The sequence below is a fragment of the Entomomonas sp. E7T21 genome (genome assembly GCF_058693955.1).
In genome coordinates, this window is sequence record NZ_CP191672.1 from 956,028 (window position 1) to 969,558 (window position 13,531).

Below are 13,531 nucleotides of genomic sequence, written 5' to 3' on the forward strand. Positions count from 1 at the left end.
TACTATAAAATAGAATAAGAATAATAACTAGACACTTTAAATTTATAAAAATAAATAGGGTTATTTAATATAAATAGCTAATAATAAGACAATTTATTTATAAAATAATTATATTAATTTAATATAATTAAATTTAATTAATATTAAGGTATTATTTTAATTTTATTTGATACTGATTTTATATTTATTATTATGTTTCTAGGCTATTGATGCTAAATATGTTATGTTTTCTTAGTTTATTTTTATAAGTAATAAAAGTATGAGTAAGTATAGCTATTTACAAGAAATATTAAGTGGTAATAATACAGGCTTGCTAGTAAAAGAAGATTTACAGCTGATCGTTTATTTTATTAAGTCTTGTAAGGCTTTTTTTAAAATGGATTTTCTTGAGAGGAAGTTAACAGATAAAAATATAACAATTATTCAGCATCTATTGCAGCAATGGTTTGCTTTAGAAAAACTTTTGAATAAAAAACAATTTAATTCAAGTGAAGCTATCAAGCAGTATTATGATTGCTTTAAATTATCTCCATACTCCGATTTTTTTGATGTATTAAAAGTGGAAATACCATATTTATTAGAAAGTCTGATTTGGGAAAATAATAAGGTAATTAATGGGTATAATGACCCTATAATAAAAAAAATGATCGAGTGCTATCATCAACATAAAACAGACTTTTTAAAACAAGATAAGGCATATCAGCAAACAACAATGAATCGCTACAAGCAAGTTATGCGCTTTTATAAGTTGTTTAAGCAAATACCAAATTTTGATCTTAGTGGTAAAAATAAGGAAATATACTACTTCAAAATAAGCCTTGAAATTATTAAGCCTATTTCATGGGCGCAGACGTATCATGCGATACAGCAAATGTATACTTGCATTGACAAAATATTTAGAGACCATCAAACAGTTGTTATTCGTTTTTTAAAGATCCGTGATAACATGTTTGAGTTTAGCTTTATGTGTATGGGGTTTTCATATCCTGATTATGGATATTTAATTGCCTCATGCCAGTCTGTTTTCCCCTGCTGCTTTAGGCTACGGGCAGATGAGCAAAAAATCAAACTTTCTAATGAAATTGAAATAGTACAGGCACTTAAAAATAATAAAGATGCCGAATATATAATAGCTCAGTTAAAAGCAATTATGACAGAAACGGACGAAAGAAAAATACAAGCTGTTTTTGATACAATTATAGAAAGTACTGCTATGAGATCACATGATTTAGATCGTTTATGGGGGCTACTACTTACTCAACAGGATGGTGAAGAAGAGCTAATGAATCTTATAAAATCTTATTTTTCACATTCTAACTTATATCGAACACATCTAGAAGGACTTTATTGTTTTCAAGTGATTAATAAAAAAGCCTTGAATAACCTCAATAGGAAAAGCATTGAATGATAAGTTCAACAAATACTCAATATGATAAACTGATTAAGCTTGTTAAACTCATGCGGCAATTAAAAAAGTATAAAGGTGCTTTGTTTATCTATGCGCTTCAGGATAAAGGCAGTGTCAACGGCAGTAAAGATAAAAAGCTTAAACAGTATGGCTACAAAGAAAATCTTAAAGGAATTTCTGAGTTAGGTAATCTATCTCCTCAAGGCCTTATGAATAGCTCCCTAATAACGTATCATCCCTATATTAATCTCTTTCGTCAGTGGCCTAGAATCACAGCTCTGCTACACGCAAAAAATATTGTTGGTCTAGAAGACCAAATGGCTAATCTAGTGGCTGAATATGAGTGGTTAAGAACTAAACTAAAATATCCTCCTTTATCTGAGAAAGTAAGGCGTTTTGAGAAAAATACAACAAATCATCTTAAAGAAAGTAAGGCTTACTTAGCTAAGTTTTTTTTAGTAGACACCCACTTTGCTTTTTATCACATTAATATTGTCTTTTCAGACACTGTAAACAATGCAGAGCAGCTAGAAAATGCTTTGATTCATATTAAGTCTTTCAGAACCAAACTATTATCACAATTAAAGAATCAGCGCTTAATTGATAGCCATAGCCGTTATCTTTGGAAGGTTATTGTTGTTAAGGGTAAACTAGTATGGCATTGTTTAATTGTAAAACGCTTATTATCACAAAAAAATATTGATGCAAGTATTATAGAGGAAAAAGAAGCACTCATAAAACAAATTCAGCAGTCAGCACGTATTACAAAAGTTGAGATAGAGCAGACACTAGATATTCAAATAAAAATCACTAAAGATAGTAAAGATGATAAAAGGAAGCAATTTAATCTCTATCTTCAGAATTACTTTAATCAAGATTTTTGGTTTCCCTATTATCAAATTCCCTGTAAGCAACCTAAAAAAATGCTCTTTGATAAAGGTAATGACAAGGAAGAATAATTAAGCTCCATGAAAATGAATTCTTTAAGTAAATACTAAAAAGATGGACAAACAAAGCAAGCGTAAAAAATACTATTTTAGAACATATTAAACAAAAAAATAAAAAATTACATATTCATCCTATCATGAGATGGCATAGTTTGTTTGTTATTTTTTTAATCCATATTTAGGCTATGCAGTACACAGGATTAATTAGTATTTTCGGACAATATTGTTGCTCATCTGTTTTTAAATTTAAATCCATTTTTCTTTATTTTTACCATAAGCCACTTAGTTAACGTTTTCCTGTCAGGGAGCCGTTTTAAGTGGTTTTTTTATTGGAGCTTAATATATGAATACTGTTACCCCTGTAAAAATGCAAGCAACCTTAAATTCAACTATTCAACCTCTCTCTCAGGATCAAGCCAATAGTCAACCTACATTATCTGCTGGAACGGCTGCTTCTGAGGTTCGTATCCTGCGTATTAAAGAGGTGATTAATAAGTTAGGCATAGGTAAATCTACTATTTATGATTGGCTAGATGTTAAATCGCCTCGGTATGATGCCAGCTTTCCCAAGCCCATTAAGCTTAATGCTAAATCTATTGGTTGGTTATCTACTGAAATAGACCATTGGTTATTAGCGAAGGTTGCACAAAGTAGGCATTAATTGATTGTGCTGATTTTAATGGTATTGATCTCGCTTTCTTATTTTTTCTATTTTGCTTTTCGGCTAAGTATCGTTGATGGTATCAGATTACTTTATAATAAATTGAGCTATTTTGGAAAAGATAAGTTTCCTTATAGTACTAAGGTGTTTTATTTTAGTTAGGGTTGGTTCTTATAGTATTAGTTAATGATATTAATACTACAGTATCAATGTATCTTAATAATATTCTTATTTATTTTATTATTATCAGAAAGATGTTGCCCATAAAATATAATCTATTAGAGTTATCTTTCAACCATTAACATATAAGTTGTAGTTCTTTTAACAACACTATAGAGCAGATTTCAACAAGACCAATACCTTTTTACAACAAATAGTTAAAAAATATTGTTTAAAAGGGTTATTTATATGTTTAACATAAATACTAACACACTTTCTTCTTTTCATTTCTTAAAACAGCAACAAGCCAATAGTGCAGCAGGAATTAATAATGCCATTGTAAAATTACTGAATGACCCACATAAAAGAAGCATAGCACTTACCTATTCATTTCTTAGCGAAAAACGGGCTTACCTTAATCCCTACCATCCCTTTTATTTATTGATACAAGCCTACTCTATGTTTGATGAAGTGTTATTCCAACAGCTATTTGATGATAAAGGATTATCGCCTTACTGTAGATTATTAATACAAAGTGATCAGTTTGTTGATATCAGAAGTAAAGTGGAATTACAAGAAGAGTATGGCTATTGGCATAATAACTATAAGAAGTTTAGTATTAATCTTGGAGCATTAGGTGATATTCAACAACTATTAACCACTTTACTGATCCATGCACAAGACCCTGCTTTTAATAGTGCTGTTAGTCAATACCATCATGATACGGGTTTTACTGATAATTTAAGAGAATATATAAAGTATGTTGAGGATCTTTATAAAATCAACTCAAGATTATTAATTGTTCGAGTAGATTTAAGCTATAGCCAAGACTTCTGTATTACTGATGAAACCTTCTATACCCATACTAGCAGATTTTTAAAGCGTATGCAGAGTAATCCTCTATTTAACTATTTAGAGGGTTATGTTGCCAAATTAGAGCATGGTTTTGAACGAGGCTATCATGTACATTTAATGTTATTTTATAACAGTGCTAAAAAACGAGGGGATATTCATCTGGGAAAAATGATAGGCGAGTTATGGCGGCATGACATAACCAAAGGACAAGGCAGTTACTTTAATTGTAATACGGATGAGCATAAAGCCACTTATCCTATCTGCTTTTTAGGTAGATTACAACGAGACGAACAGATCAGGATGAATTGTTTAAAAGAAGTGGGTATTAGATACCTAGTAAAAATAGATGAATACCAACGATTAATGAAGCCTTATGGGAAAAAACTCTTATCTAGAGGTAAAACACCTATGAAACAAATAAAAGAAGTTGAAGTAATAGTTAATCCATTTTCTTAAAATATGTCCATTTATAGCAATGGCTATATAACAGAATTTAAAGATAACAATACTAGTATGTTGTACAAATAACAGTATTAATCTATAAAAATACCTTATTAATTAAGATTAATACTGTTTATTATTGTTTCTCTGATGGATTACGATTTATAAAACTATAAACAATACTTATTGTACTTAATATAAATAACAATAATCCTAAAATGATCAAAATAGAATCTGATAACCACAAACTCATAAAACGATAAATTTCGGGCCTACCTGTGTTGGGATCATAGAGTATGGGAGCTTTTTCTCCCTTATTATAAGAGACAGGATTAGAGCTAATATCAGGTGTGTGAGTCAGTGTTTTACCAGAGGGTAATTTAAATTGAATCACAGGTTTATAGGTATCTTGTGCTCTTACTGTATTACCAATTTGATTTCTTTTATAATTTATAACCGTAATAATATCTATAACTGTACCTTCCACTTGGATGGTATTAATAAAAAATCGTATATCCATTTTTGTTTTAATAGCACCAGATCCTAATGAGATAATGCCTAATATCGCTATAATCCATGGAAATATAGAAAATTTATTATTATTCATTGACTAGATAAATACCCTAATTATTTATAGCTAATACAGTAACTATAACAAAGATTAGCATGCAGGATAAATCAGTTATTAATAAAATGAGTAAGAGATGGATTGTCTAGTTAAACCAGATGAATATTTGCGATTGACTAAACTTGATAGGAGAAGAGTTTTAGGAAGGGGCATTATGTCTAGATGAACTTATGATATAATAACAAACAGATAGAAATAACTACTTTGCTAATCAAGTGACGACTCAGTTAAGTCACTTGATTCTAATCTTCAATACGATGGTTTATGAATTAAACTGATAATTTTCCAAAATAAATCAAAAATCATGTTTTTCTTACCTTCAATTGATCAGTAAGCATATGAAATACCAATATAGTGAAAATTAACGATGCAAATTTATACATCCATTGATGATATATGGTGTGAATGGGGAAAAGCTATTACTGCTATTATAGAATATTTGGAGGAAAAAGAATCCCTTTCAGATAAACATGAATGGCATTTTAATAAAGGATATGTTGTTAACCAGCATGATGCTTATTGTGTCTATACTACATTTAGTACCTACCATCCTATTTTAAAATCTATTGTGGAAATTCATGTTTCAGCTACTGTTGAACTAGCAGATAATAAAATAACTGTCAAAGATACAGGCAAACGCCTAGTCAAAAATACTATAACTAGTTAACCATATACCTGCTTAGTTTAGTGGTGATGACTCAAAGCTGACTTTATTTTATATAGTATTTCAGCTTATTCGATCAGGTTGCTTATGTAAGTATATCTGATATTATCTTTTGATAATTAAAGGTTTTATTTTTATATGGAATGAGTAGAGTTAAATTGAACATAGGATATATCTTAATTGATTACGAAAATATACAGCCTATAGACTTAAAGAATATAGACGATGACTTTTTTAGGGTGAAAGTATTTCTTGGTGCCAATCAAACAAAAATTTCTACTGAATTGGCAACAGCTATGCAATGCCTAAAAGATCGGGGAGAATATATCCAAATTTCTGGTTGTGGTAAAAATGCCTTGGATTTTCATATTACTTACTATTTAGGAAAACTTATAAGCAAAGAGCCAGATGCTCATTACTATATCATCTCAAATGATACAGGTTTTGACCCTCTTATTACACATATTAGAGGTAAGAAAACTAAAATCTCTCGTGTAAAAACCATTGGTGATATACCAAAGATCAAAGTTAAACATATACAAATATTGCCACAACGTGTTAGTTTTATTCTCGAACAGCTTAAAATTCAAAAAAACTCAAAGCCTGCAACAGTAAGTACGCTACAAAATATGATTAAATCACGTTTTCAAAACACGATTGAAATGACAGATATAGAGAGTATTATTGAAGAGCTAGCTAAGAAAAAACACATCACCATTAATGAAAAAAAGGTAACCTATCATTTTTAAAGTGATCGTTATATCTCTTTTAAGCAACTAATTACTTAAATACTGATCAAATAGCTATAAAAAATAGAGCATTTAACTTGCTAGACATATACTGTGATATTAGAGACTAATAAAATACAAAAAAGTAATGGTGAAAGATAAAACCATACCATAAGTTGATATGGTTTTATAAAAGACACCAAGCTATAAAATCTTTATTTTAATCACCTGCCAAGCTCCATCATCAATCAGCTCAGCCAACCTTATTGCTAAATCATCAAAATACACATTAGTGACTTCCATGAGTCCAGCTGTAGTTGAGGTTGCCTGAATAACATAGGTATCAGCCCCACGATCATAAGCAACCGTGATTTGTCCTGTAAATTTAGCATTTGCTACTGTAAAGCTAATACTAGGTGGTTGGTCTATTATATCGCTTGCTTTAGGAACATTCAGGGTAAACTCCTTAGCTCCTGCATCTACCAATAAATGACTAATTTGCCTAAACCCATCAGGGGCAGGCAGTTGTTCCAGTTGTTCAATCAGTTCTAATAGTTCTGGGCATTGGATTTGTCCTTTGGGGATTGGTAATGGTAGCTCAGTGGTTTCGCCGCCTAATATCATTTTGGTAGTTACATAACGTGTACCATCATCAAGGATTTGTTCTTGTTGGCTTATTTCATCAATCCGTTTGCCATTAAAATGTCTTCTGGCATAGGGAATAACTTCTATTTGATTACCTACTGCTGGTAGATTATCTATATAAGCGCTGTTTACAATAATAAAATGATTCTTAGTGCCTTTTTCTTGTACTAGCATAAACGTATCAGTAATTAATGCTACTTTACCTTGGAAGGGCTGTGGATCGCATCTAAAACCAAATAAATTAGGCTCTGGTATTAAATCACAAAAACGATAATGATACTGACGACAATTTTTAGGTACCAACGGTCTGATAAGTTCAGAAAGGCTTTGTTTGATGGTGGTTTTATCTAAGGGTACAGGATATACATTATTGTTGGGTTGTAGTTGCATAATAGGATTCTCCAAAAAAGAATCCCCCGTACCTAAAGTAAAATAGAACACTACCAACCCTATTGCTATTTATAAACTACCTTTTATTATTTAATATGATTAGTATATTAACGTATTAACACTAACGTAAAAATAAATAAAGTAATCGCAATGGTAATAGATAGGTGAGTAATGGCTATATTAGGACAGGGGAAAAATTGATAATAAATTTAGAATAAGAGTTATAGTTAAGGTAGGATAAGCAAGGTTCAGTCAGTAGCATAAGCTAAAAAATAAGATTACCTACTACTACCAACTACCTTGTAAAAAAAGTTGATGCTGATTGAAATCAAAGCTATCTAGCAGTTGCTTTAACTTAACACGCAGTTGGGCTACTTTTTGCCAATAGGCCTCATCATACTCACTAGCACCATGGACAAAGTTAGGAATAGTAGGAAATACTTGTTCGCAGTTATTGGCACTAAGACGATACAGATCACTTAATAGTTTTAGCAGTGTTTGTTCTGTTAACTCAACAATAGCCTCACTGTGTAACTCCAGCAGATGATTATCAAACCAATTTAATAACGCATTACATTGTTCAATACTGGCAACAGGTTTAATACTGGATCGAGGGCATTCATACAGCTTGATTAATAAAGACATCAATGGTTACTCCTTTTAAATTAATAGCAAATAATAGTTTTTATTTATTATTGGATAGTCGCTATCAAGCAATTAGCTTTACTGCCCGTGATAAGGCTTGCTGTTTAAGTTGGGCACCTTGACCAAACCAAGCACTATCTAAACGATTCTCTTGATTACGCGCTTGTCGTTCATGATCCACAAACTCCGTCATCGCACACAGCAAGCCCCAAGCAGTACCTTTAGCTGCTTGTAGTTCAGCACCACGTCCATGGCTTTCATATAAGGTTTGTACTTTCTTCATTGCACGACCATTAGGGAGCTTATTCCAATCAACCTCCTTAGTGGTTATAGAATTAATATTACCTACTTCTGCTTGAATTACTTTACCTGTATTACTAACAATACGATCCAGTAAGGAAGCACCTTCAAAATTATTATTACCTGTCAATGGCACAATATTAGAAACACGATTAACTGTATCTACACCATCAATAACAATTTCGTTATGACCATGATTGCTATTACTACCATAACGATCAAAAGCAGTGGCAGGATTTAATACATTCATAAAGAATTGCTCACTCTCTTTAGCAGACACTTTACGCTTTACTAACTCCTGCATCATTAACATAAAGTCATCCCATTGACCGATACTAAGATTTAAACGACGTTTAATCGCAGCGGCATCAAATATAGTATTATGAGGTACCTTAATAGACTCAGCTGCGAGCGATTTATTTATTGCTACCGATAAAGTATTATTACACACCACGCGAACGGTAGTAGGAATTACTACCGTAGCTAACGAACCATCACAAGAAGTAGCTAATAATACATAACCATTCACCACATCATTACCAGCTAATACACTGGACTGACCTGTACGTGCTAATGCCCAAAATTTACGGCCTTGCTTTAATACCCCTGCTGTTTCCAACTCAAAACCAAACTGTTCAGTAAGATCACGATAAAATTCCAACACCTCCATTGGCTGAACTACCTTATAACGACCACTCACTACCGACAAAGGTAGATTAGAATCACTACGATACAACACCTTCTGGTCTTCAAAGCTCACTAAAGATTGTGGATTAACAGCAGATACTCCATCCAACTCAATAAGCTCACCGCGTTCGTTATCTAAATGAGGAGCAATAAAACGCACAGGGGCTTCATTAATCTGCCAATTCATGCCTGCTTTATCGGCCCAGACCTCTATAGGCTGTCCAGAAGGTAACGCACTGCCTAACCCATGCCAAGGGGTTTTACCTACATAAGCCATTGTTTCAACTAAATGTGCCATTATAAAAATCCTCTTAAACTAAATAAAAATAGATAACCAATAAATATGTGAATAGATCAATCAAACAGACATAAAAAAAGCATCTTGGACAAACGCCAAGATGCTTCTTCAATAAAACAGTGACTTTACACCTCAAAATAATCACGAATCCAGTTGGTTAATTGTTCTGCTTCTTCCACAGCTAATTCAGCTACTTTAATAGCTAATACCTTTAACATGATATTTAATAACTCAGACATATCTACTCCTTAAGAAATAAAAAAATACCTCAAACTAAACAGACCTTTTGTCTATTCATGGGAGTAATATATAACTGAAATTATTTTGGATATTATTACTTAGCTTTTATTAGCTATAATAATTGGTATTTTTCTCTTAATTTAAAATAAATTTTAAAGTTTGGATTTTGGAGTTGTATTACTTTCTTTTAGGTAAACTTAAGGACTAATTTTTTATGGCTAAATTAATTCCGCTTTTTGGGCCTAGGGAAACGGAAAGTTTTGGTGAAAAACTATTATATTATCGCCTAGAGAAAGAGCTTCCAAATGACTATATTGTCATTCAAAGTTTACCATTACTAGCATCAGCAGTAAAAGAAGACAATCCAAGTTATGCACCCACAGGCGAAATAGATTTTATAGTGATTGGTCCTTTAGGTATATTAACTCTTGAAATAAAAAGTGGTGTATATGAGGTTAGGGATACTACATTTATACATAAAAAAGATAAATATACTATTGATCCACTTAACCAAATAAAAAAGAATTCATTTGGTTTAAATAAATGGCTAAAAAATTTTGCAAAGGATCTAAATATTCCTATTGGCTATGCGGTTATATTTCCAGATAGTAGTTTCGATGAGGATATTATTAGTACTGGTCTTATAGATAAGACCATTGATCCACCAGAAAATATTTTTATTGATAAGCCCAAATTTCCTTTTGTAGCTGATCGAATTATAGAAATAATGAAATACTGGAAAAAGGCTCTTAAAACCCCCTATCTTAATAATAAAAAAATTCAAGAATTAATAACAACTCTTTGCCCTCAATCTAGTGGAGTACCTAGTTGGGCTGTGAAGATAACTTATGATAATCAAATGTGGTTACCCTTAACAGAAGATCAAGATAGCGTTATAAAGCGTGCTATAGAAAATGACCGTATTATAGTAACAGGTTGGCCAGGTACAGGAAAAACGCTTATAGCCACAGAATGTGCAAAAAAAATATCATTACAAGACAGGAAAATCCTTATTTTGACTTTCAATGTTAGATTAGTTACTTACTTACGAGAACAGTTGGAAGATATAGAAAAAATAACTATTACCCATTGGCATGATTTATGTCGTACATATAAAAAAGAGGATTCTAATGAAAATAATGAATGGTTTGAAACTACATGTGTACAAGAAATTAAAGAAGCTCTTAGTGATAATAGGTTAGAAGATTATGATGTACTCATATTAGATGAGGCTCAAGCTTTTAAACCAGAATGGTGTGATATATTATTTGAGTGGTTTAAAAATAAACAAATTATAACCTTTTGTGATGAAACACAATTATTCGAGTTTGAAAAAGATAGAGTAACGCTTTCAGAACTTGCACAGAAGCTAGGTAATATAATACCATTTTATTTAACAATAGCATTACGTACCCCTCAGATAATAACAAACCATTTACAAAAAATTAACCCTCCAACATATCAACTTTCAGTAAGACCAACAACTGAACAAGATAGTTTTCAAGAGATACTAACAAACAATATGATGGAGGAAACTAATAAAATTATAGATCTTGTATTAAAACAAGGAGTTGAACAACAAAATATAGTTATTTTATGTCGAATTAAGAGTGATATATCATTTGCTAAACGTCATCTTAACTTTGCATATATTAACTATGAAACAGTATCTCGCTACCGTGGATTAGAATCACCTGTTGTAATCATTCTAAATGCAGAACATATGGATGATAAACAACTTTTTAGCGCTTGTTCTAGGGCTACAACGGTTTGTATTGCACTATATGACTCAGAGTATCTAGTACAAAATGTAGTTATGAAAATTAATGATACAGTAACTTTTCATGGCAATATTGAGGCGTTTCATAGGTTAGTAGTGGAAAATCAAAAAAATATCCCTATATTAGAACAGGCAAAGAAAAATTTATTAACTACAACTTTGATTAGTAAATACTTAAAATGCCAATTTCTTCCTCTCAAAACCTTATTATTAGCCTGGAGCGAACAATGGCAAGGTTGGCTATTACAATTAAAAGACAAAAATGATCATAATTATCATTGGATTAGCTACTTACAAGAAAATGATGATAATAATATTTACTATTGGTATAACGACTCTTCTTTACGCACAATTAATTGTTATTTTGAAAGCCGATCAAATAATGAGGTAATGTTAACGGAAAACTATGCTAAAATATTATTGTGTAATATATGTAATAACTATACTCCACATATTTATAGACAAAGTAAAGATCAGTGTCTGTTCTGTTATAACGATAAAAAAACTAACGTTTTTCCTAAAAAAAAGATCCTTCATGCAATCAAATTATATGATGAAAATTTAAATAATAAAAAAGTTAAAGATCTTCCTCTAGAGCTTATTCCAGTCTATGCACAAAAAATGGTTATTAAGAGTAATCCTAGCTACACAGATTATTTTAATTTCTGTGATGGAGAAAAGTATTATAAAGTAGCCTTAATACTAGTTATATCTTGGATATTGTGGTCACCAACCAAAAGATTTACTAGAGAAGAATTATCCAAACGTTTTTATAAAAGATATTCTGCTCTAAATACTACTATTTCTTTTCAAGACTGGGATAGTAAAGTAGCATCAGCTATTAATGTTTGTTGTAAATTTAGAAAAGTATTAGAAAAAACAGAGGAAGGGGATTACATCCCTCAAATTTCTATATAAAGCAATTTATTATTTAAAAGAATTTTTGTTACCTGATTATTTATAATCTTAAGAAAATGACTAAATTTTTATTTCAGGAGTAAGAATAATAATCTTATTATCTATATTTGTAATTTCTTGAATATTAAATTTACTAGGCTGGCTTGCATAATAAAAAATAATACTTGTATTAATTTTTGTTAAATTCATATAGCTATTAACTTGTACAATAGCTCTTTCCAATTCACTTTTGGTAGATTTTCTACGATATGCTTTTAATTCAAGAATAATTTTTTCATCATTTTTAGCAAAAATAGCATCTGGGCATACATCATTATTTAATGAAGGTTCAACAGTTAAAGATATATCAGATGTGACAGACTTAAAATAACCTTCTAAGGCACTTATTACATGATGCTCTCTAATCATTGGATGTACTGTACCCACTAAGAACATATTCCATAAACTCTTATTTGAGCAGAAATCCTCAAGTAGTTTAAGGGTATCAGCTATAAAATCATTGTTTTTGATTGGAGAAATATATTTTGTTGGGCTTTGCGATTTTATTTCTTTCTCAACTTTTTGGCTAATAAGCGTATCTTCTATTTGACTAATTAGTAAATAACTAAAAGCTGATACAGTAATAATAGCTAAATATGCCTCTCTATCATCGAAATCTAAATGATAATCATGGGTTGAAGGATTTCGCCAATTTTTACGGTAACTAGTAAATTGTTCTAATACACGTGGTCTAAAAATATTACTGTCTGTAAAGTAGCTTTCAATATCGTTAAGTGTCTTTTTAGAAGGATCTTTATGAGTTAAAACTCTATATAGCTCCTTAATGCTACCTTCAAAGGCTTGATTTGTTCTATATATAACATCTGTAAAGCATTGAAAATCACCTTTTTGACCTCTTTCAAGATGACGGAAGGCAACCTCAATATGAGTTAATATCGCATTTAAACCCTTAGAATAGTCACCATTCTCTAGAGTATTGATTTTATCCTTGATTACTTGTATTAAGTCCATAAGCCATTTTTAATTTACTATCTTGTTATAGATTATATTAGTTATTCTCTATATATTACCATATATTCTATTTAGTTTATTCTGTACAAATTTGATGAAAAAAATAGCATAAACTATCTAGGAATC

The 13,531-nt window shown here is 30.9% G+C and carries 12 protein-coding genes; 7 read left to right on the top strand and 5 right to left on the bottom strand.

The window, feature by feature from the left end; translation table 11 throughout:
- The first annotated feature begins 259 nt into the window (after positions 1-259).
- The 4 genes from ACQVD9_RS04605 (at position 260) to ACQVD9_RS04620 (ending at position 4,486) form a co-directional block, all read left to right on the top strand.
- A complete protein-coding gene (locus ACQVD9_RS04605; protein ID WP_264747683.1) occupies positions 260-1,408 on the top strand; it encodes a hypothetical protein in 1,149 nt (382 codons plus the stop codon).
- Positions 1,405-2,367 carry a hypothetical protein gene (locus ACQVD9_RS04610; protein WP_264747684.1) on the top strand — a complete coding sequence of 321 codons (963 nt, stop codon included), beginning with the start codon at positions 1,405-1,407 and terminating at the stop codon, positions 2,365-2,367. The genes ACQVD9_RS04605 and ACQVD9_RS04610 overlap by 4 nt, the downstream gene beginning before the upstream one ends.
- Before the next feature lie 331 nt (positions 2,368-2,698).
- Entirely contained in the window at positions 2,699-3,016 is a 318-nt protein-coding gene (locus ACQVD9_RS04615) for a helix-turn-helix transcriptional regulator (RefSeq protein WP_319804748.1), read from the top strand.
- 408 nt (positions 3,017-3,424) lie between these two features.
- Positions 3,425-4,486: a YagK/YfjJ domain-containing protein gene (locus ACQVD9_RS04620; RefSeq protein WP_264747685.1), complete on the top strand. Its 1,062-nt coding sequence runs from the start codon at positions 3,425-3,427 to the stop codon at positions 4,484-4,486.
- Positions 4,487-4,607: 121 nt separating this feature from the next.
- Here ACQVD9_RS04620 and ACQVD9_RS04625 read toward each other — a convergent pair whose 3' ends face one another.
- The gene (locus ACQVD9_RS04625; RefSeq protein ID WP_264747686.1) at positions 4,608-5,078 is read right to left on the bottom strand and encodes a DUF3592 domain-containing protein; all 471 of its coding nucleotides are present in this window, start codon (positions 5,076-5,078) and stop codon (positions 4,608-4,610) included.
- A gap of 388 nt (positions 5,079-5,466) precedes the next feature.
- Between ACQVD9_RS04625 and ACQVD9_RS04630 the strand changes: the two genes are divergently transcribed.
- Entirely contained in the window at positions 5,467-5,766 is a 300-nt protein-coding gene (locus ACQVD9_RS04630; protein WP_264747687.1) for a hypothetical protein, read from the top strand.
- Between the two features lie 155 nt (positions 5,767-5,921).
- Positions 5,922-6,512, top strand: a complete 591-nt coding sequence (locus tag ACQVD9_RS04635; protein ID WP_264747688.1) for a PIN domain-containing protein — start codon at positions 5,922-5,924, stop codon at positions 6,510-6,512.
- A gap of 183 nt (positions 6,513-6,695) precedes the next feature.
- Here the strand turns inward: ACQVD9_RS04635 and ACQVD9_RS04640 are convergent, their stop codons facing one another.
- The 3 genes from ACQVD9_RS04640 to ACQVD9_RS04650 all read right to left on the bottom strand — a co-directional run bounded on the left by ACQVD9_RS04640 (position 6,696) and on the right by ACQVD9_RS04650 (position 9,456).
- A complete protein-coding gene (locus tag ACQVD9_RS04640) occupies positions 6,696-7,526 on the bottom strand; it encodes a GTPase (RefSeq protein WP_264747689.1) in 831 nt (276 codons plus the stop codon).
- A 288-nt stretch (positions 7,527-7,814) separates the two neighbouring features.
- Positions 7,815-8,171, bottom strand: coding sequence for a hypothetical protein (locus tag ACQVD9_RS04645; protein ID WP_264747690.1), 357 nt, complete (start codon positions 8,169-8,171; stop codon positions 7,815-7,817).
- A 64-nt stretch (positions 8,172-8,235) separates the two neighbouring features.
- Complete coding sequence (locus ACQVD9_RS04650) at positions 8,236-9,456, bottom strand: DUF932 domain-containing protein (RefSeq protein WP_264747691.1); 1,221 nt, start codon at positions 9,454-9,456, stop codon at positions 8,236-8,238.
- 454 nt (positions 9,457-9,910) lie between these two features.
- Here ACQVD9_RS04650 and ACQVD9_RS04655 point away from each other — a divergent pair, with 454 nt between their 5' ends.
- Positions 9,911-12,394 (top strand): nuclease-related domain-containing DEAD/DEAH box helicase, encoded by a 2,484-nt coding sequence (locus ACQVD9_RS04655; RefSeq protein ID WP_264747692.1) that lies wholly within the window; start codon positions 9,911-9,913, stop codon positions 12,392-12,394.
- Positions 12,395-12,454: 60 nt separating this feature from the next.
- Here the strand turns inward: ACQVD9_RS04655 and ACQVD9_RS04660 are convergent, their stop codons facing one another.
- Positions 12,455-13,405 carry a hypothetical protein gene (locus ACQVD9_RS04660; protein WP_264747693.1) on the bottom strand — a complete coding sequence of 317 codons (951 nt, stop codon included), beginning with the start codon at positions 13,403-13,405 and terminating at the stop codon, positions 12,455-12,457.
- Between the last annotated feature and the right edge of the window lie 126 nt (positions 13,406-13,531).